The sequence below is a fragment of the Staphylococcus nepalensis genome, assembly GCF_002442935.1.
Classification (GTDB): Bacteria; Bacillota; Bacilli; order Staphylococcales; family Staphylococcaceae; genus Staphylococcus; species Staphylococcus nepalensis.
Window position 1 is genome coordinate 1055334 of record NZ_CP017466.1, and the last position, 21155, is coordinate 1076488.

The following is a 21155-nucleotide window of genomic DNA, read 5'->3' on the forward strand; positions in this document are numbered from 1 at the left end:
ATCGGCAAATTTATTTTTGAAATGGAGGTTCCATTTAATGTCTGATAAGTATTATAGATCAACTTATTTAAACGTAGATTTAAATGCAATCGTTGCAAATTTTCAAGTTTTTCAAAAATTACATCCTAGTAAAACCGTGATGCCAGTAGTTAAAGCAAACAGTTATGGTTTAGGGAGTTTGAAAATCGCACGTCATTTGATGAGTAATGGTGCGGATTTTTTTGCGGTCGCTACATTAGATGAAGCGATTGAATTAAGAATGCACGGGATAGATGCTAAAATATTAGTACTGGGTGTAATTCCTACATATACCATAAATAAAGCCATACAACACCGTGTAGCAATTACAGTGCCTTCAAAAGAATGGTTAATTAAAGCATTAGAAGAAATACCAGAAGATAATGAGAAGGTCTTGTGGTTACATGTCAAAATTGATACAGGCATGGGCAGGTTAGGTATTAAAGATGTAGTTGAATATAAAGAAATCATTGAGTTGATTAACAATTGTGACCATTTAGTGTTTGAGGGTGTGTTTACGCATTTCGCTTGCGCAGATGAACCAGGAGATTCTATGATTAAACAACAAACGCTATTTGAATCCATTGTAAACGAAGAAGAAAAGCCACAGTATATACATTCACAAAATTCAGCAGGTGCTTTAATGAAAGATAGCCAATTTTGTAATGCAGTAAGAATTGGTATATCACTATATGGCTATTATCCTTCACAATATGTAAAAGATAATGTAAAAGTACATTTGAAACCAAGCGCACAATGGATAAGCGAAATTGTGCAAACTAAAATTTTACAACCAGGAGAATCCGTTAGCTATGGTGGTATTTATACCGCAGATGAACCTACTAAAATAGGTATCATACCTGTTGGTTATGCTGATGGTTTCCCAAGAATCATGTCCGGTTTCCACGTAAATGTGAACGGGCAGCAATGTGAAATTATCGGAAAAGTATGTATGGATCAAATAATTATTAAAATTCCAGAAGAAATTCAAATGGGTGATAAAGTGATATTAATGGACCATCATCCGGATAGTCAACAATCTGTGGAAGCATTGGCACGTCAACAAAAAACAATTAATTATGAAGTGCTATGTCGCTTGAATAGAAGGTTGCCACGTATTTATTATGGAACGCAAGACCTAGAAATCCTTAATGAATTACTAAAATAGTATAGTCACTGTATTTAAAATTTGTTATTATATATCTAACAAGAAATCTCAATATATTCTATTTTAGTCACATGGAGGTCTTTATTCATGGCAAGTTTTAATCAAAACAGAAATCATAGTATTGAACAACTTTTAAAAGAAGGCTATTCACAAATGGCTGACTTGAATCTCTCCCTTGCGGCGGAAGCATTTCCATTTGAATGTGAAGCTTGCGATTGCAATGAAGTCTACATTAGCTCTAAGCATAACAATGAATGATGAGAAGAGGCGACGTTTATTTAGCTGATTTATCACCAGTACAGGGATCTGAACAAGGGGGAATAAGACCCGTAGTCATTATACAAAATGATACTGGTAATAAATATAGTCCTACCGTAATTGTAGCTGCAATTACTGGTAGGATTAATAAGGCTAAAATACCTACACATGTAGAAATAGAAAAAAGCAAGTATAAACTCGACAAAGACTCTGTTATTTTGTTAGAGCAAATACGTACTTTAGATAAAAACAGATTGAAAGAGAAATTAACATATTTATCTGATGAAAAAATGCAAGAGGTAAATAATGCTATAGATATTAGCTTAGGATTACATAATATTAGAAATCATAGAACATAATTCTTAAATAAACGTAATAAAATAGCGAGTTATAGACATCAATTCTCTATACATGCAACAAGCATTTAATTATAAGATTATTTGTACATAGAAAAGAGATAACAAATGATGCGTTTGTAATCACATATCTTTGAATAGGATGTTTAAGTTGAAAAGCTTTAGGTTATCCTAAAGCTTTTTTCGATATAAATAAATAATTCGAGGGTGTTTTACTTTAAATAGAAATTAAATTGTACAGCTTGTTTAACAATTTTAAACACATACATATAATAAAACATTTTTATGTTAAAACCGATGTATGCGATTTATATTTGCATTTTGAGGAGGAAATACCGAGTGAAAGAATTCAAAAATCAATATAAAGCGCTAATTGACGAAAGTTTACATGCAGTTAATGAAACAGATTTATTAAAAAAGTGCGAGAGCTTTACAGAAGAAGTAAAAAGAAAAGATTTACTGCCAGAAGATATTGTTGAAATTCATAAGAATTATGTCAAAGCGTTAGATTTAAATGATGAACAAATTTCTAAAACCTTTAATATACTTAAAGAAGTAGTCAAAGGGTTTGGATATAATTATAGGGACTATCAGCGACTTGTAGATCGATTGCAATATCATGATAAAGAGATTGACTTAGCATCTCGTTTACAGCAAACTATGCTTAAGACAGACATTCCTCAATTTGACAGTATACAGATCGGTGTAATCTCAGTAGCAGCACAAAAAGTAAGTGGTGATTATTTTAATTTAATAGATCATAGAGATGGCACGATGAGTTTCGCTGTTGCAGATGTCATAGGTAAAGGTATACCCGCTGCGTTAGCGATGAGTATGATTAAATTTGGAATGGACTCATATGGACATTCGCAATTACCAAGTGATGGACTTAAGCGGCTAAATCGTGTAGTTGAAAAAAACGTAAACCAAAATATGTTTGTGACGATGTTTTATGGTTTATATGAAGAATTAAATCATCTCTTATATTGTAGTTCTGCTGGTCACGAACCTGGTTATGTCTATAGAGCTGAAACTGAAGAATTTGAAGAAATCAGTGTTAGAGGACGTGTATTAGGTGTAAGCCAACAAACAAGATATAAACAACAAGAGATACCTATTTATTTAGATGATTTAGTTATCATATTTACGGATGGTGTCACTGAGGTTAGAAATGAAGCTGGTGATTTTTTAGATAAAAATTATCTTTTAAATATGATAAAAAAATATAAACATATGCACCCGCAAGACATCGTTCAACTTTTATATGAGGCGATTTTAAAAATCCAAAATCCAGATAGAAGAGACGATTTAACAATATTAATTATAAAAAGAGTCAATTAGATAAGATTAGCTTTTAAACTTAAAGGGTATAATGGTTATTAATGAAACTATGCTTAGGAGTGTAATTTATGAATCTGAATATTGAAACAGTAACACATGATACTCATTATGAGGTCAAAGTAGGTGGAGAATTAGATGTTTATACTGTTCCTGAATTGGAAGAAGTATTAGTACCGATGAGACAAGAAGGAACACATGATATATATGTTAATTTAGAAAATGTTAGTTATATGGATTCAACTGGTTTAGGACTATTTGTAGGAACGTTGAAAGCTTTAAACCAGAATGATAAAGAATTATATATTTTAGGTGCTTCAGATCGAATAAGTCGATTATTTGATATAACTGGGTTGAAAGATTTGATGCATGTTAATGAAGGAACGGAGGTCGAATAACATGCAACTTAAACAGGATTATATTGAAATGCGCTTACCAGCCTCAGCCGAATATGTAAGTTTAATACGTTTAACATTATCAGGGGTTTTTTCACGTGCTGGTGCCTCATATGATGATATAGAAGATGCAAAAATCGCAGTCAGTGAAGCAGTAACGAACGCAGTGAAACATGCATATAAAGATGACGCCACAGAGGTAGGCATGATTAACCTTTGTTTTGAAATTTTTGATGATAAAATTAAAATTGTAATTTCTGACCAAGGAGAAAGCTTTAATTACGAAGAAACGAAAGCAAAGCTAGGACCATATAAAGAAGATGAAAATATAGATTTTCTTAGAGAAGGAGGTCTTGGACTATTTTTAATCGAATCTTTAATGGATGAAGTTACAGTAGATAAAAATTCTGGTGTAACAATTAGCATGATTAAGTATATTAAAAAAGAGCAGGTGCGAAATAATGGCGAAAGAGTCGAAATCAGTTAATGACGTATCACCTGAACAAATAAACCAATGGATACTCGAGCATCAAAATAATGAAAACACCGATGCACAAGATAAACTTGTTAGACATTATAAAAAGTTAATCGAATCATTGGCCTATAAGTATTCAAAAGGCCAATCTCATCACGAAGATCTCGTTCAGGTTGGTATGGTTGGTTTAATTGGAGCGATTAACCGATTCGACCTATCTTTCGATAGAAAATTCGAAGCCTTTTTAGTACCAACTGTCATTGGTGAGATAAAGCGTTATTTACGTGATAAAACGTGGAGTGTACATGTTCCAAGACGCATTAAAGAGATTGGACCGCGTATCAAAAAAGTCACTGATGAATTAACTAATGAGTTAGAGCGTTCACCTTCTATTGCTGAAATAGCTAACCGGCTGGAAGTAAACGAGGAAGATGTGCTTGAAGCCATGGAAATGGGACAAAGTTATAATGCATTAAGCGTAGATCATTCTATTGAAGCGGATAAAGATGGCTCCACTGTTACATTATTAGATATTATGGGTCAGCAAGATGATAATTATGATTTAACAGAAAAACGAATGATTTTAGAGAAAATACTTCCTATTTTAACTGAACGTGAAAGAGAAATTATACAATGTACATTTATTGAAGGTTTAAGTCAAAAGGAAACAGGTGAACGAATAGGTTTAAGTCAAATGCATGTATCTCGTTTACAAAGAACAGCAATCAAGAAACTTCAAGAAGCAGCAAATAAATAAAATGCATGTTCGCAAAGCAGAATTCCAAACCCGGGATTCTGCTTTTATTAATGTTTGGTTGAGTATTATTAAAAGGCAAGGGGATAACGTTGTATGTTAGAATATAATAAAGCGTAAATCAATTTTTTATTTATGAGTGGAGGATACTATGGATAGTAATTTAATACAATCTATAAAAGAAAAATACAAATTTTCAAGCCAACAAATTCATGCAGTATTATCATTGCTTGAAGAAAAAAATACAGTACCGTTTATTGCTCGTTATCGTAAAGAGCAAACTGGTGGTTTAGATGAAGTAGAAATCAAACAAATTGATGATGAATATCAATACATGGTTAACCTACAAAAAAGAAAAGAAGAAGTCATACATAATATAGAAGAACAAGGTCTTTTAACTACAGAGTTAAAAAGCGATATTTTGAAACAAACCAAATTACAAAGAGTAGAAGATCTATACAGACCTTATAAACAAAAAAAGAAAACAAGAGCTACTGAAGCAAAAAGAAAAGGTTTAGAGCCGTTTGCACAATGGCTTAGAAAATCGAAATTGGATATGTCAGTTGAAGAAAAAGCAATGCAATTTTTAAATGAAGAAATAACAGATAAAGCACAAGCAATTAAAGGCGCACAAGATATAATAGCTGAATCAGTATCAGACGCTCCTAAGTATAGAACGAAAATTCTTAAAGATACGTTCCAACATGGTAAAATAGTAACTCAAAAGAAAAAGAATGCCGATGACGAGAAAGAAATTTTTTCTATGTATTACGATTATTCGGAACCAATCAAACAAATTGCCAACCATAGAGTTTTAGCGATAAATCGTGGTGAAAAAGAGAAAGTATTAACAGCAAAGATAGAGATGGACACACAAGGTATCGAGAATTTTATTCGTAAAAATGAAATAACATATCAACATGAAGGGTCAAATGTTGTAGGAGACGCGATAAAGGATAGTCTAAAACGATTAATCATGCCTTCGATAGAGAGGGAAATAAGAGGAGATTTAACAGAAAAAGCTGAAAACCATGCTATTGATGTATTTAGTGAAAACTTAAGAAACCTTTTATTACAACCGCCGATGAAAGGTAAACAAATATTGGGTGTCGACCCGGCGTTTAGAACAGGATGTAAATTAGCTGTAATCAATCCCTTTGGTACATTTATTGCAAAAGGGGTGATATACCCTCACCCACCAGTAAATAAAAAAGAAGAGGCAGAAAAAACGTTTGTTCAATTTGTAAACCATTATGATGTTGATTTAATTGCTATCGGTAATGGAACGGCAAGTAGAGAAACAGAACAATTCATAGCATCAATGATTCAAAAACACCAAATGAAAGCACAATTTATTATCGTAAATGAAGCTGGCGCATCAGTATATTCTGCTTCCGAGGTTGCTCGTTCAGAATTTCCAGATTTCCAAGTAGAAGAACGTAGTGCAGTATCTATTGGAAGAAGAGTGCAAGATCCATTAAGTGAGTTGGTGAAAATTGACCCGAAATCAATTGGCGTAGGCCAATATCAACATGACGTAAATCAAAAAGCATTGGAAGGTGCATTAACTTTTGTTGTGGAAACAGCTGTTAACCAGGTAGGTGTTGATGTAAATACTGCGTCACGTTCACTTTTACAATATGTGTCAGGCTTATCGTCGACAATCGCACAGAATATTATTACTTATCGAGAAGAAAATGGTGCGATTAAACACAATAAAGATATTGCTAAAGTGAAACGATTAGGGGCTAAAACATTCGAACAAAGTATTGGTTTCTTAAGAATCATCAATGGTAGTGAACCGTTAGATAATACATCCATTCACCCTGAAAGTTATGATGCAACCTACCAATTATTAAAGGAAATAGGTTTCAAAGTTGAGGATCTAGGTAATGACGAATTGAAATCAGCTTTAAATCATATAAATTTATCGAGTATGGCAACAAAACTAAATATTGGGGAACCAACGCTTGAAGATATCATTAAATCATTAATTGCTCCAAATAGAGACCCGCGGAATGAATTCGACACCCCTATGTTAAAATCAGATGTATTATCAATTGAAGATTTGTCACCTAATATGAAATTGAGTGGTACTGTGAGAAATGTGGTTGATTTTGGAGCATTTGTCGATATTGGTGTTAAACAAGATGGATTAGTGCATATCTCAAAACTCTCTAAGAAATTTGTTAAAAACCCGATGGATATTGTGAGTGTAGGAGATATCGTTGATGTTTGGATTTTAGATATAGATGATAAAAAAGGTAAAGTTTCATTGACAATGATTGATCCATATGGATAATTTAAATTTACAACAAATGACCGAGTCTATTTCTAAATCTTATTTTAATAGACCTTTTAAACATAAAGCTTATTTCAACCCAAGACTTAGAACCACTGGTGGCCGTTATATATTAATACGCATAATATAGAAGTTAATGCTAAACAGTATAATAAGTTTGGGGAAAAGGCTATTGAAGATATTATTAAACATGAATTGGTTCAATCTATGACATGAAAGTTCAAGGTTTTAATTGTAGATGTTCTTAAACAAAGAGTTTTAGTGGTAATATGTGTAAGATTTAACTGTTTATTGGTTTTAACTATTTTATGAAAATTATATATTACTATTTTTACAACTAAATAGTAAATACGGGAGCTGAACTTAAATGCCTTGCTATTTTACTGAAAAAGATTTATTTAATTATGCTCAGCTATTTGTAAAAGAGTATTGGAATCGAGAATTTAACATAAGAATTGAACTCGTAAATAGGGATTGGAAAAGAAAACTAGCGAGTTACCATTTTAATTTAAAGACAGGTGATAAATTTATTAGAATGAGTAAGATTGTTAATAAAAACTATTCTAAAGATGATGTTTTAAATTCTCTTTTACATGAATTAGTACATTGGGTATTACATTCATCAGGGAAGCCTTTTAAAGATGATTCGAAAGAGTTTGTAGCTGAATGTATTAGAGTTGGGGCGCCTTTTAGTAAAACTAAAGTTGCTCAAAACGCATTAAAAAATTATTCTAGTAATCTTAATAATCAATAATATCAATTTAGTGTTTTTATTTTGGAATATATGTAAATGTTTCATGAAGAAATTTAAGAAATATAAAATTTGCAAAGTTATTAAAAAGGAGGAATTTATAATGGCTTTATGTAACACTCAATTCAAGGAGTTCCACGATAATATACGTTTATCAGAAGAGAACAAAATTTTAAAAGAAAAAAGAGATATTATTATTGACGTGATTAAAAAAAATCTTCCAAATGAATCTTCTAAAAGCTTTACTATTTTTAATCAAGGCTCTTATGCAATGAAAACTGGAATTAAACCACTAAAAAAAGATTATGATATAGATGTAGGACTTTATTTTGAAATGTCCAAAGAAGACGTTAATCCTGTAGATGTAAAGCAATGGATTATGAATGCTGTGGAAGGCCACACAAACAATGTAAAAATGAAAAAGCCTTGTATTACAGTTACATATGTTGATGGGTATCATGTGGATATAACAGTTTACGCAGCTGAAAACAGTGATGGAAAAGTTTATTTGGCAAAAGGTAAAAGCACAAGTGAAAAAGAAAATAAATACTGGGAGGAATCTAATCCCAAAAAGTTAATAAAAGAAATTAGAGAACACCTTTCTGATGAAGATGATCGAAAGCAATTCAGACGTATTATTAGGTATTTAAAAAGATGGAAAGATCAAAAGTTTTTACAAGATAATAATGCAAAGCCAACTGGTATTGCTTTGACTTCTTGTGCGTATATGTGGTTTGAAGCTAAAAAAGAAGAAGATCTATTTAGTAAAGAACGTACTTATAATGATCTTGAAGCATTGATTTCTTTAGTGCAGAAAATAATCACTGAATTTTATAATAAACCTACTAGAGATGAATATGGAAAACATATAACAACAGAAAGGTTAAAGATAGAATTACCAGTGGAACCGTATCCTGATTTGCTTGATAAGATGTCGGATAAACAGATGGAAGACTTCAAGAGCAAGCTTGAAGTCTTACTAGAAAAATTGGAAGAAGCAAAAGAAAAGTTTGATTTAAGAGATGCAGCTATAATACTTCAATCACAATTTGGAAAAGACTTTCCTGTGCCACCAAAACCAGATAAAGGTAAACGTGCAACTCGTCAAGCTGTTATCCCAAGCTCTGAGTCGGCTAAAGAGTGGTATAAATGACATTTAATCTCACCGATTTTAAAGATGAATTAATTTTACATGAACAAGATATAATAAAAGAAATAATAGAAGTTTGGGAAGTCGATAAAGAGAAATACAGAGGAAGTAAGAAATTAGTTAAAATGATTATAAAGATTAACGGAGAGAGAGCTAACATTTTCGTAGGATTTAAAGATAGTTATCCAAGTAGCCTGCCACTTTTTTTTGATCTAGATAATGCTTTTGGCACAATTCCTCACAAAGAAAAAGATGGTTTTCTGTGCTTTACTAATTCGAATGCTATTGTTATAGATAAACGTTACCCTGTGTCACTTTTTCTTAATTGTGTTGAAAAGGTGGTTGATTTAATAGAAGCAGGACTCAATGGTGAAAATACAAGTGATTTCAAATCTGAATTTGAAGCTTATTGGCGGCATATAGCAAAAGGAAAATTACATGCCGCAATTGATACTGACAATAGAAATATCCGCGAAATCGATTTATGGATGGGAAAGGAAAATAATCCTCTATTAATAGCAAGTGAAAAAGGTTTGAAAAATGTTAACGAAATTATTAAAACAATCTTTCATTTTGATATAAATCAACAGAGAAAATATAGATGTGTTTATATTCCATTAAAAGATAGTTCTATATTACCTCCAACAGAATCTAAAGAATGGGATTATTCACATGTTAAAAATATATTTAAAAATAATCTCAGTAAGGGAGCTAGACAAAAGTTTCAAAAAATAATAAAGAAAAAAGATAAAAGCATTCGATATGGAAAGGAATTTGTTATTTTTAGTCTCGCTCTTTCTAATGGAAATACTGCATTATTTGCTTATTTTATGGAAGGGACGAATTATAGTTATTTACATCCTTTAATACAAAAACCTAATAATTTAGAATTAATTCCTTTAGCTTTGGAAAGATGGCATCCTAAGTATTTGCTAAATCGCACAAATGGTAATACAAAACTCATTAATAAGCACATTGCAGTTATAGGAGTGGGATCTGTTGGGAGTGAAATAGCTGTTAGATTTGCTAAATCTGGTGTTCAACATCTCACACTTATTGATAATGATGTTTTGGAATTGGAAAATGTATATAGGCACGCTTTGGGAAATAATCAAGTATATAAAAAAAATAAAAAAAAACAATTGAAAAACGTACCAAAAGTAATTGCGCTTAAAAATGAAATTGAAATCAAATACCCTTTTACTAAGGTAACTCCTATTCCACAAGACATTAACGATGTATTGAAAAATGGGTCATTAGATTTGAAAAATATTGATATAGTGGTTGTTGCAATTGGCTCTGCAAATCAAGAAATGGATATTAACGAAAAGATGCACTCACTAAAACAACCGCCTCCAACAATTTTTGCTTGGAATGAGCCTCTCGGAATAGGCGGACATGTATTAATTACTTTGAATCAGGAAAGCACTGGTTGTTATCAATGCTTGTTTAAGCCAATAGACGATAAACCTATTCATAATCGTTCTTCATTTGCAAAACCCGGTCAAGACTTTTCAAAGGATCTTACCGGTTGTGGTTCTTTATATGTTCCCTACAGTTTTATTGATAGCGAAAAAACAGCGCTATTAACTGTTGAAAACACTATGAAATTGTTAAATGGAGAACTACAAGATAATCCCTTACTATCTTGGAAAGGAGATGCTAAACAATTAAAATCAGAAGGCTTTGAAACGTCTTATAGATTTTCGTTAGATAGTCAAAAGTTATATAATTCTAGACTTCTCTATAAAGATGAAAAATGTCCAATATGTAGTGGGAAAGGATGACTATATATCAAAAAAAATCACTTATATTATTTGCCTTGTGGCAAAAAATTGCTAATAAAAGATAATGTATTAAAAAAATTTAACGCTTATAAACAATTGAAAAAAAAAGATAAGGAGGCAGGCGGCATTTTAGTTGGCCAGATACTAATAGAAACTGGTAATTATGTTATCGATAATGTAACGACCCCCATGGCACAGGATAAACGTACTAGACATCGTTTTAGTAGAAAATCACAAGGCCATCAAGAGTATTATAATTATTTATTTCATAAAAATGACAGAAGATACTTTTATCTTGGTGAATGGCATACCCATCCTGAAAGAATTCCTAGCCCCTCCTTTACTGACAAACGTAATTGGCACCGTATTAGCAATTTCGGATTTGAAAATGAGTATTTGTTTTTTATCATTTTAGGAACAATAGAGCTAAAAGTGTGGAGTATAAATAAAAGTAACCATAAAATAGTTCTTTTAGATAGAGAAAGAAAATAATTGAAAATGTAGTAAGGGCAAGTCAAAAATTATCATTTTATTATGAAATATATTTGTTAAATATGTACAAATTAGAAAAAATTAAATAATATGATGAATTTAAAGCTGATTTTAAATACTTTTTATTCATCATAGATTGATAATCTTATTATTAGATTTGGGGAGTTAACAAAAAAAATATCAGTTGAAAAAGGATGGGATGGTTATTAAATTAGAAGATATAATTACTCTAATAACTTTAGTAAAAAATAATATATTTCCTTCAATTATAGTATTGTTAATGCTTTTTTTCACTATTATTTTAGCATATAAAAAATCACTCTTGTTACAAAAGTTTTATAATTATATTCCATTTATGAAAAAAAGATATGTTGTATATTCTATATTTACAAAAAAAGAAGGAAATATAAAAAACGTAAAAGATAAATATTCAGAACAAGGGTATCTTCACATTAAGAGTAATTTTTTTAACTTTTTTAATGAAGATGGTTCAGTAAGTAAGAAAAATCTTCAAAAGGTAATAAAAAAACAAAAAAAGAAAATGAAAAAAGCTATTAAATATAGTAAAAATTATAATTCATTAGTATATGTTGGTTTTCCTCACGTGCCTTTGGCCTTTTTAAACGGCAAACATTTTCAAGATACAGACGAGGTGAATTTATATGAATATCAAGGAAGAGATTCTGAATGTTTAGAACAGGGTTTTTATGAACTTAAAAGAAGATTTAACACAAAAATGAATATATCTTATGAATTGCCAAAAGAAAAATGTGATGAGGAAGTTGCTTTAAAAATACAACAATCGTTTACTATTTCAAAAGAAGATATACAAAAAGCAGCAAAAGTTGAACAAATATTTACATTAGAAATTAATCAACCAGACCGTTGGAAGATTAATAATTATGCGCAAGTAGACCTTTACCAAAAATATTTTGTAGAGATGCTTGATGAACTTAAAAGAAGAGGAGTAAGCAAGATTCATTTATTCTCTACTTCACCAGTTTCGTTAAGTTTTAGTCTGGGAAGAGTGATAAATCATTATCATCCAGAAATTATAATTTATAATTATAATAATAATTCTTTCGATTGGGGCATAAATTTAAGTAATGAAAAGTTAATTTTCCTTGAAAAATAACAAATAATAAAATTAAATGAATTTTACTTTTTTAATATTTATTGTTTAAGTTGAATCTGCTGAAAACTCTATTTTTGTAATATCAATACAATATAATAAAAAAACCAGCCTATTTTATAAATATAATTTTAAAAAAAGACTGGTTTTAATTTGCTGATTTTCCAAGTAACATTACATTTTCACATTAATCAAATAAATCTTCGTTCTTACCAATGAAGTCAACTAACTTCTTATTTTCTTTCCAATTTAGAGAAAGAGGTTCTTTGGTTTCTTTTGTTCTATATTGCTCTCTAAAGCTGCTTTGTCCGATAGTCTCTAGATAAACTTTTTCAAAATGGTCACGTTCCTTTTTTAGAACAACTACTTTTTTTTCTAATTGTTGTATTATATCCTGCGATGTATTTTCTTTTTGTTTTAACGTTGACTCAAGTAGGTTCACTTTTGATGCTAATTTTAAAATGTTATTTACAAATATGTCATACGATTTTAATTTTGTTAAAAGAATTTTTTCGTTATTTCTGTATTTTTCATAAATAGCTAATACGTTGTCTAAAGGAATGGGATTAATGTTCCTAGAATTATTGTAAGGAGTATTGAAAGTTTGATTTAACATATTTATCTCTTTTATCATTCGTTTTTGCCATACTGTTTTAGATACCCCAGTATGTTTTTCTAATAGGTATGGTGATAAATCTTTAGTTAGTTCGCTACGAGTTTGTCTTAATAATTCTAGCAAATTTTCGTCAGTATATTTTTGAGGTCGTACCACTTTAATATCCTCATTTCTCTAATTTTTTTCTGATACTTGTATGATCAGTGCCTCTGTCCTTGCCATGTTTTCTATTGTTTTATTGATAGATTTTGTTACGTTATTTACTTTTTCATTTAAATTAATAGGTATATTACAATCTTCTAAATCTTTATTTACATTATTCATTAATTTTTGGAAAACAATATGATATGTTTCTAGTAAATCTTTATATTGCTTATTAAGATATGCTGAAGTCTCTTCAAGTAATTGCAACGTATTATCTCTGTTTTTTATATCCAATAAAAAAAATGGGCATAGTAAGCAATTTGGCACACAATTATTAGGGAATTCGTTGTCTGTGCAATATCCATTATCGATTTGCCGTAAATTATTTCTATCTGTTCTATTTAAAATACTTTCGGTCTTAATTTTTTGAACAACGGGTAGATTTTCAACTTCTTCTTTTGTATAAAAATCAGTGATTTTCATTTGTTTATTTTTTATCTGTTCACTTAATAATTTCACTTTACTCTCTATAAAAGTTTCTAAATGATTTGCATAGTGGTTCTGTGTGTATAAACTAGCGTGTCCTGCCATACGACTAATAGTCAGAGGATCTATATTTTGCATTCTCATGTTACATATTGCTAAATGGCGAGTCGAATTTGGGGTTAGCTGTTCAATGTCATTAGATAAAATTATTTCTTTATAAAAGGATTTTATTAATGAGTTGAACATATCAGTGGTGATATGAGTATTTTTGCCATGCGAAATTACTTTAGAAACTTTTTTATTATGTTTAGTGTAGTATCTCGCTCGCATAAAAATAGGAAATAAATAAGAATTTTCTTCTTTTGATACATCAGTAGTGTAGCAATGTTCACTTAAATTAATGTAAGATTTTATTAAATTTCCAATATCCTCTGAAATATGGAATTCTGTTTTGGGTAAGATATGTTTTGGGTACTTTGCTTTACTTCTTTTAATTGTCAAATAATATTTATCATTTACTTTTTTTAAATCATTCTTTTGCAATTGAACAAATTCATTTGGTCGCATTGGTATAAACATAGTTAATTGCCACCAAATGAATAAGGGGAGATATTTCTCTTTTAGTGTAGAAGAACTTTCTGCATTTGTGAAAAAATTATATAGTTCGTTACTAAAAACTAAAATATCTTCAAAAGGTGGCAGAGCTTTGGTTTTTGATTGATAAGGTTTAATATCACTATTCATTAAACGAGAAATAAATTTTTTACCATGTTTAGGTGGAAAAAAATTAAAAAATTCTAAATTATAAGTGATGTGATTATACTTAGAGGATTCAGGGATTTTTAATATAACATATTCATAAAATTCCTCTATTTTCTCTTCACTATAAAAGTTTGTTTTAAAAATAGATTCTTTAATAATTTTTAATTTACCAACAATAGTTCTAGTTGTAAGACCGTTATCCATTAAGAAAAGAGTATAACATTTAAGAGCATCATTGACGTTATAAAACATATCTAAATTATACGATATCCTTAATCTAGTACCTTTTGTTTTTAGAGTCCATAAGAACCAACTTCTATCATCATACTGACATCCTTCAATAATTCCTTTTCTTTTATAGAATTCAAAACGCTGTCTATAATTGTCAATCATTTTTTTTGAAAATTTTTCATTTTTTTCAATATGAAGAGTATGATTATCAAATATATGAATCTCATCCAAGATTATTATCCCTCCAACATTTTAGTTTGTACTGAAGACAACTTCATTTTTAAATCATCGAAGTTGAGATATTCATTGGCATAGTCTTTGCCAAAAGATTTAACTGATTGATTTAAAACTCCTAGTAAATTTAAAATGAGATATGTCAATTTTATACGTTTATTATAATTTTGGTTATTAGTATTTCTTAAAGCATCAATTAAATCGTTAATTTCATTACTTGCACTTAATAAAAACGAAACTTTAGGAATTAAGTATTTACAAGAATTACAGTTACGCCCAGGTTGATTACATTCACCGCTAATGAAGCATTGACCTTCTAATTGATAAGAAGGCATATTACCGTTATGAATTCCTATTAGTTTTTGGTCTAGTTCTTCTTTTGAAAGTTGAATAACTTGTTGTGAAACACTTAGTAATTTTTTTCTTTGTTCTAAGTAAAAAGCGCTAGCATTCTCTATATCTTCTGGTGAAAATATTTTGATAAGTTCTTCAATTGATTCAGTTTTTTCTTCTAAACTCAATTCCTTTGTACCTTGTTTTATAGACAAATCTACTATTAAAGAATATAAATAACCAAAGTGTCCTCTTCGATATAAATGTCTGAAGATATCATCAAAATCGTTACCTGTAGGTAATACATATTGTTGAATAGTATCAATGTTTTTGTGACCGCGTAATCTTGTTGAAATAGCATTAGCTGCGCCTGCATGTTTATCTATATTTCTCGCCGTTATATAACTATATGTTAATAAAGATTTAGTGATTTTTTTAAAAGAAAATGAAGGTACATTACCTTTAAACATGTAATTAAAATAGTTTGCGTCTTTTGAGGGCTTTATATAATTAGGTAATAGAGTGTGCGTATTATATTTTCTTTCTTTTCTAAATAACTCTAATAACGATATTGCCGTTGCAAATACTATGGTCATATCGGTTGGAACAAATAGCTCATTTAAAGCATTAGTTTTATTTATGATGAAATGGTTATGCTTTTGTAAGTAGTTAATTAACTTTATACTATCTTCGGAAGACAATATATTTGTCTTAAACCAATTAAAATTTAAATTTTCAATATTGATTATATTAAGGTTTGGACTTGGGATTTTAACTATGTCTGGCAACCTCCATGCATTACTAAACATCATTATTAGTATAAACCAGTCTTGACAATAGGTTTCACTATTAATAGCTTTTTCAAGGTGTCTATTTATGTTGTTTACTTGTTGATACATATTATAAAATTCTGATCTAGAATATATTTCAGTTTTATTTTTTTCCTTAAACCTGGTTCTAACGATAGGTACAGTAGAGTAATTGGTTTTTTGTTGGATTTTTATAAACTTCAAAAATTTTCTTAATACTTCTTTATACTTTCTGCGTAATGATCCATTTAAAAATAGTATTTTAAGTTCTTTATTGCTATATAGATGTATCTCTTTTGTTAACAAGGGTTTAATATGCATGTATGTTCTAGACAAACTTGTAACATAATTGTATACATATAATGTTTTTGTATTTACAATATAATCAGTAACGAAATCATAATAGAGGTTATGGGTAGTTGGAAAAGTGTCTTTGAAACTATAATTTTTTAGCATATTGTCAAAACGGTCAATAGGTTCTTTTTCTTCATTAAAGTCAGAAAAAGAATTTCTATCTCCAAACACTATCTTTTTTTTGTGGAAATTTAGTAAAGTGGGATAGTCTTTGATGTGGACATAGGTATGAGAGTTTGAAGTTTCTGCCGTTGAGAAATCAGTTGAATTAGGTAGTTGATTATATTTAATAAGGTGTTTAACATACCATTTAGGGCAACCTATCTCTTCAATTATTTTCGTGTATAAAATATAGTCTTCATTATTCATCACATTTTTTAAGGATAATGTTGCGCCATTTAATGTTGTATAAGTTCTTTCATTATTTATTGGTTTAACATAAGAAATTTCCTCTTCTATTTTATGTCTATGATATTTAATCTTATTAACCAAACATAACATTGAAATTCTGCCATCTTTATTTTTCTCTAGGATATGTCGAATTTGACTATTAGTTAATATAGAACCAAACTGTTCTTTTAATTCTTTAGAACTCACATATTCAGGTGAATCTTTCAACAAATAATGATAGTTTTCATCTTTTGTTATATAATTTAAAATATCTTTACAATCCCAGTAATATTTATTTTTTTTCTTAGTAAGGTTAATCATATTGTTGGAGTTTAAGTACTTAATTGCTGTTTTTGTTGATATACCTAGCAATTCACTAACTTCTTTAGTGCTTAAGGGTTTCCTTCTAGTTTTCAGTTCATTTATTTTTAAATTAAGTTCTTGTTTTGACCATATCATGTGTAACCTCCTTAATTATATTTCCAAGCATTTTCATACATTTTATTTAAAACATCATTAACTCCGTTCAAGAAAGTATTACTTTGCTCTAGATAAATTAAAGAAGATTCAATATTACTATCGCCTCGTGCAATTGCCACATCTAAAGGGTTACCGGTGCTTTCTGCAATCCAATTAGAAAAAGTACCTCTTCCAATATGAGTACTCCATCTTCTATTATTTAAATATAGACCATAACTGCTAACTTCTATGTTATTACTATGTAACAACTTTTTTATGAAGATTTTTTTTAATTTATTGAATTGTTGCTGATAAGTACGACCACTCATAGGCAAAGCATTTTTATCTACAAATAAAGCAGTTTCTCCAGATATATCTTCGTATGTTTTCAAGTGCTGCTCAAAAATTGAAGGAAGTAATCTGTTAGCAAATACTACTTGTGTTCTTGGTTTTTTTACCCCATCTGTACCATCAAAATTCTTTAAGTCAGGTCTCAAATTTCTTTCTTTAATATCAAGTTCTAACCCAAATTCACCAAACGCTCCTTTTGGTTTTATGCTACTTGTGGTTAGGTTTACACAATCGCCTCTTCTAAGTCCGCCAAAAAATTGAAGATATACACCTAATGCTATCGGATTTGTGTGTGTTATTGCTAACCTAATAAAACTGATTATATAGTTTATATTTAATTCGTGGACTAATTCTATTTGTTTAGAGCTAGTTTTTTTATATAACTGAAAGAAAGAGTTATGTTTATTATTAAGTCTTTCATAATAACTTTGAATAGTTTCTTTGTTTATAATTATTTCATTTTCTATAAGAAATCTCATAAATTCTTTGAGTGTAAGTTGATTGTTTAATATAGTGGATTTTGATTTTCCTTCCGAAACTAAAGAGTTAATATAAAATTCTATTTTATCAATATTAAGATGGGATAATCTTGCTTCTGGTTCTTTAAAAATAAAACAGTTTTTACAGAACCAATTCAGAAATTTAACTACTATTTGTCCTTTACTTTTCAATGTATTATATTTAGTATCTTTTTTTTCATATAAGTAATTAGAAACAGGGTGTACTTTATACAAGTTTGTGTCGTTAATGATAACAATATGACATTGTTTTATTACTTGCTTTGTTCTTAAAGTAGTAATAGAAGATCTAAGACCAAATCTAAATTTTATTATAAACCTCTCCTTATAAAGAAATTACTTGAATAAAAAAATTGTATCAAACTACATTAATTAATACTATGAAAAAGAGTGATTAATATATTAGTAAAAACCAAATTAGTATTAAAACCAAAACATGTCATATAAATGTCATTACCATCTTCATCTACAAGGAAAAGGGTATAAACACAAAGATAAAGACTTTAAAATATTAAGCACACAAACTGGAGCGCCAAGATTTTGCTCCGCTATAGAAAATTACGAAGATCGAGTTAGATATACGTATGTATGTTCTAATTGTAATTTAAAATTTAATAGGATAAGAAAAGTTAATACTGAAAAAATGGTTTGTGGACAGTGTAAGGGGAAATTAGTAGAAAAAAATTCCGTTAATTACGCATTTCAAATGAAAAAAGAAAGCTGATTGTATTTCATGAATTCAGCTTTCTTTTTTCACTTTTCACTTAATTTTTAATAAAATTCAGAGCTTTACCCGAATACCAAAGTAATATTTATATGAAATTTGTGTATATATATAAATAAAAACTTTAAATGATTATTTTTACTCTTTTTTATTATGCGAACGCATTGACGATATGTAGTTTATATTATAAGATATAAAACGTTGAGAAAATCATACGTAAACAAACACTTCAGTTGTTAACTTTGTAAAAGAAATTTTAAAAAGTTATTGACAAAACATTTCAAACATATTACAATTAAATACGTTATCTTGATGAACTAAACATCGTAGTGTCAACCGAGCGGCCGTGGCGGAATGGCAGACGCGCTAGGTTGAGGGCCTAGTGGGATTTATCCCGTGGAGGTTCAAGTCCTCTCGGCCGCATCAAAATACATTATCTGATTCTAATAAAATAAGCGGGTGTAGTTTAATGGCAAAACCTCAGCCTTCCAAGCTGATGTTGTGGGTTCGATTCCCATCACCCGCTCCAATAGGAAATATTTAAAATGAACATTGAAAACTGAATTGCAATATGTCAACGTTAATTCCGAATTCAACATTAAATGTTGAATCAAAACAATGTGTTATTGATAACACAAATTAGTATTTTATGAGCTAATCAAACATCATAATTTTTTATGGAGAGTTTGATCCTGGCTCAGGATGAACGCTGGCGGCGTGCCTAATACATGCAAGTCGAGCGAACAGATAAGGAGCTTGCTCCTTTGACGTTAGCGGCGGACGGGTGAGTAACACGTGGGTAACCTACCTATAAGACTGGAATAACTCCGGGAAACCGGGGCTAATGCCGGATAATATTTAGAACCGCATGGTTCTAAAGTGAAAGATGGTTTTGCTATCACTTGTAGATGGACCCGCGCCGTATTAGCTAGTTGGTGGGGTAATGGCTTACCAAGGCAACGATACGTAGCCGACCTGAGAGGGTGATCGGCCACACTGGAACTGAGACACGGTCCAGACTCCTACGGGAGGCAGCAGTAGGGAATCTTCCGCAATGGGCGAAAGCCTGACGGAGCAACGCCGCGTGAGTGATGAAGGTCTTCGGATCGTAAAACTCTGTTATTAGGGAAGAACAAATGTGTAAGTAACTGTGCACGTCTTGACGGTACCTAATCAGAAAGCCACGGCTAACTACGTGCCAGCAGCCGCGGTAATACGTAGGTGGCAAGCGTTATCCGGAATTATTGGGCGTAAAGCGCGCGTAGGCGGTTTCTTAAGTCTGATGTGAAAGCCCACGGCTCAACCGTGGAGGGTCATTGGAAACTGGGAAACTTGAGTGCAGAAGAGGAAAGTGGAATTCCATGTGTAGCGGTGAAATGCGCAGAGATATGGAGGAACACCAGTGGCGAAGGCGACTTTCTGGTCTGTAACTGACGCTGATGTGCGAAAGCGTGGGGATCAAACAGGATTAGATACCCTGGTAGTCCACGCCGTAAACGATGAGTGCTAAGTGTTAGGGGGTTTCCGCCCCTTAGTGCTGCAGCTAACGCATTAAGCACTCCGCCTGGGGAGTACGACCGCAAGGTTGAAACTCAAAGGAATTGACGGGGACCCGCACAAGCGGTGGAGCATGTGGTTTAATTCGAAGCAACGCGAAGAACCTTACCAAATCTTGACATCCTTTGACAACTCTAGAGATAGAGTCTTCCCCTTCGGGGGACAAAGTGACAGGTGGTGCATGGTTGTCGTCAGCTCGTGTCGTGAGATGTTGGGTTAAGTCCCGCAACGAGCGCAACCCTTAAGCTTAGTTGCCAGCATTAAGTTGGGCACTCTAAGTTGACTGCCGGTGACAAACCGGAGGAAGGTGGGGATGACGTCAAATCATCATGCCCCTTATGATTTGGGCTACACACGTGCTACAATGGACAATACAAAGGGCAGCTAAACCGCGAGGTCATGCAAATCCCATAAAGTTGTTCTCAGTTCGGATTGTAGTCTGCAACTCGACTACATGAAGCTGGAATCGCTAGTAATCGTAGATCAGCATGCTACGGTGAATACGTTCCCGGGTCTTGTACACACCGCCCGTCACACCACGAGAGTCTGTAACACCCGAAGCCGGTGGAGTAACCATTTATGGAGCTAGCCGTCGAAGGTGGGACAAATGATTGGGGTGAAGTCGTAACAAGGTAGCCGTATCGGAAGGTGCGGCTGGATCACCTCCTTTCTAAGGATATATTCGGAACATCTTCTTTAGAAGATGAACAAGGAATAACATTGACATATTGTATTCAGTTTTGAATGCTCATTGGAGTATTCTTTTATTATTTGTACATTGAAAACTAGATAAGTAAGTAAAATTTATGAT

At 31.2% G+C, this 21155-nt stretch carries 17 protein-coding genes, 2 tRNA genes, 1 rRNA gene and 2 pseudogenes; 18 read left to right on the forward strand and 4 right to left on the reverse strand.

Annotation, left to right across the window (positions count from 1 at the left end; translation table 11 throughout):
• Nucleotides 1-37 precede the first annotated feature (37 nt).
• The 14 genes and pseudogenes from alr to BJG89_RS04895 all read left to right on the forward strand — a co-directional run bounded on the left by alr (nucleotide 38) and on the right by BJG89_RS04895 (nucleotide 12379).
• Entirely contained in the window at nucleotides 38-1186 is a 1149-nt protein-coding gene (gene alr, locus BJG89_RS04830) for an alanine racemase (RefSeq protein WP_096808813.1), read from the forward strand.
• An 87-nt stretch (nucleotides 1187-1273) separates the two neighbouring features.
• Nucleotides 1274-1444, forward strand: a complete 171-nt coding sequence (gene mazE, locus BJG89_RS04835) for a type II toxin-antitoxin system antitoxin MazE (protein WP_096808814.1) — start codon at nucleotides 1274-1276, stop codon at nucleotides 1442-1444.
• Nucleotides 1441-1803 carry a type II toxin-antitoxin system PemK/MazF family toxin gene (locus tag BJG89_RS04840; RefSeq protein WP_096808815.1) on the forward strand — a complete coding sequence of 121 codons (363 nt, stop codon included), beginning with the start codon at nucleotides 1441-1443 and terminating at the stop codon, nucleotides 1801-1803. Before mazE ends, BJG89_RS04840 begins: the two co-directional genes overlap by 4 nt.
• Before the next feature lie 294 nt (nucleotides 1804-2097).
• Nucleotides 2098-3141: a SpoIIE family protein phosphatase gene (locus BJG89_RS04845; protein ID WP_242692998.1), complete on the forward strand. Its 1044-nt coding sequence runs from the start codon at nucleotides 2098-2100 to the stop codon at nucleotides 3139-3141.
• A gap of 68 nt (nucleotides 3142-3209) precedes the next feature.
• The gene (locus BJG89_RS04850; RefSeq protein WP_096808817.1) at nucleotides 3210-3536 is read left to right on the forward strand and encodes an anti-sigma factor antagonist; all 327 of its coding nucleotides are present in this window, start codon (nucleotides 3210-3212) and stop codon (nucleotides 3534-3536) included.
• Nucleotide 3537: 1 nt separating this feature from the next.
• Nucleotides 3538-4020, forward strand: a complete 483-nt coding sequence (rsbW, locus tag BJG89_RS04855; RefSeq protein WP_096808818.1) for an anti-sigma B factor RsbW — start codon at nucleotides 3538-3540, stop codon at nucleotides 4018-4020.
• Nucleotides 3995-4765, forward strand: coding sequence for an RNA polymerase sigma factor SigB (gene sigB / locus BJG89_RS04860; protein ID WP_096808819.1), 771 nt, complete (start codon nucleotides 3995-3997; stop codon nucleotides 4763-4765). Before rsbW ends, sigB begins: the two co-directional genes overlap by 26 nt.
• Nucleotides 4766-4913: 148 nt before the next feature.
• Nucleotides 4914-7064: a Tex family protein gene (locus tag BJG89_RS04865; protein ID WP_096808820.1), complete on the forward strand. Its 2151-nt coding sequence runs from the start codon at nucleotides 4914-4916 to the stop codon at nucleotides 7062-7064.
• A pseudogene (locus tag BJG89_RS14755) lies at nucleotides 7057-7262 on the forward strand (SprT-like domain-containing protein); the annotation flags it as partial. The gene BJG89_RS04865 and the pseudogene BJG89_RS14755, both read left to right, overlap by 8 nt.
• Nucleotides 7263-7431: 169 nt before the next feature.
• Nucleotides 7432-7818, forward strand: a complete 387-nt coding sequence (locus BJG89_RS04875) for a SprT-like domain-containing protein (RefSeq protein ID WP_096808821.1) — start codon at nucleotides 7432-7434, stop codon at nucleotides 7816-7818.
• A gap of 100 nt (nucleotides 7819-7918) precedes the next feature.
• Nucleotides 7919-8968, forward strand: a complete 1050-nt coding sequence (locus tag BJG89_RS04880) for a nucleotidyltransferase domain-containing protein (protein ID WP_096808822.1) — start codon at nucleotides 7919-7921, stop codon at nucleotides 8966-8968.
• Nucleotides 8965-10752, forward strand: a complete 1788-nt coding sequence (locus BJG89_RS04885; protein WP_096808823.1) for a ThiF family adenylyltransferase — start codon at nucleotides 8965-8967, stop codon at nucleotides 10750-10752. Before BJG89_RS04880 ends, BJG89_RS04885 begins: the two co-directional genes overlap by 4 nt.
• 48 nt (nucleotides 10753-10800) lie before the next feature.
• The gene (locus tag BJG89_RS04890) at nucleotides 10801-11244 is read left to right on the forward strand and encodes a Mov34/MPN/PAD-1 family protein (protein ID WP_157772537.1); all 444 of its coding nucleotides are present in this window, start codon (nucleotides 10801-10803) and stop codon (nucleotides 11242-11244) included.
• A gap of 199 nt (nucleotides 11245-11443) precedes the next feature.
• Nucleotides 11444-12379: an SAVED domain-containing protein gene (locus BJG89_RS04895; protein ID WP_157772538.1), complete on the forward strand. Its 936-nt coding sequence runs from the start codon at nucleotides 11444-11446 to the stop codon at nucleotides 12377-12379.
• A gap of 184 nt (nucleotides 12380-12563) precedes the next feature.
• On the opposite strand, the gene BJG89_RS04900 is transcribed toward BJG89_RS04895, so the two are convergent.
• From BJG89_RS04900 to BJG89_RS04915, 4 genes are read right to left on the reverse strand one after another with little or no spacing between them, the layout of a single operon-like run.
• Nucleotides 12564-13148, reverse strand: coding sequence for a hypothetical protein (locus BJG89_RS04900; protein ID WP_096808826.1), 585 nt, complete (start codon nucleotides 13146-13148; stop codon nucleotides 12564-12566).
• Nucleotides 13149-13166: 18 nt separating this feature from the next.
• Nucleotides 13167-14846 (reverse strand): site-specific integrase, encoded by a 1680-nt coding sequence (locus tag BJG89_RS04905; RefSeq protein WP_096808827.1) that lies wholly within the window; start codon nucleotides 14844-14846, stop codon nucleotides 13167-13169.
• 5 nt (nucleotides 14847-14851) lie between these two features.
• The gene (locus BJG89_RS04910) at nucleotides 14852-17194 is read right to left on the reverse strand and encodes a helix-turn-helix domain-containing protein (protein ID WP_096808828.1); all 2343 of its coding nucleotides are present in this window, start codon (nucleotides 17192-17194) and stop codon (nucleotides 14852-14854) included.
• An 11-nt stretch (nucleotides 17195-17205) separates the two neighbouring features.
• Complete coding sequence (locus BJG89_RS04915; protein ID WP_096808829.1) at nucleotides 17206-18279, reverse strand: hypothetical protein; 1074 nt, start codon at nucleotides 18277-18279, stop codon at nucleotides 17206-17208.
• Nucleotides 18280-18511: 232 nt separating this feature from the next.
• Between BJG89_RS04915 and BJG89_RS04920 the strand changes: the two are divergent.
• The 4 genes and pseudogenes from BJG89_RS04920 to BJG89_RS04935 all read left to right on the forward strand — a co-directional run.
• Nucleotides 18512-18787 (forward strand): annotated as a pseudogene (locus BJG89_RS04920) (zinc ribbon domain-containing protein); the annotation flags it as partial.
• A 340-nt stretch (nucleotides 18788-19127) separates the two neighbouring features.
• Nucleotides 19128-19210, forward strand: a tRNA-Leu gene (locus BJG89_RS04925).
• A gap of 32 nt (nucleotides 19211-19242) precedes the next feature.
• Nucleotides 19243-19316, forward strand: a tRNA-Gly gene (locus BJG89_RS04930).
• A gap of 145 nt (nucleotides 19317-19461) precedes the next feature.
• Nucleotides 19462-21014 (forward strand): 16S ribosomal RNA (locus BJG89_RS04935).
• The last annotated feature ends 141 nt before the right edge of the window (nucleotides 21015-21155 follow it).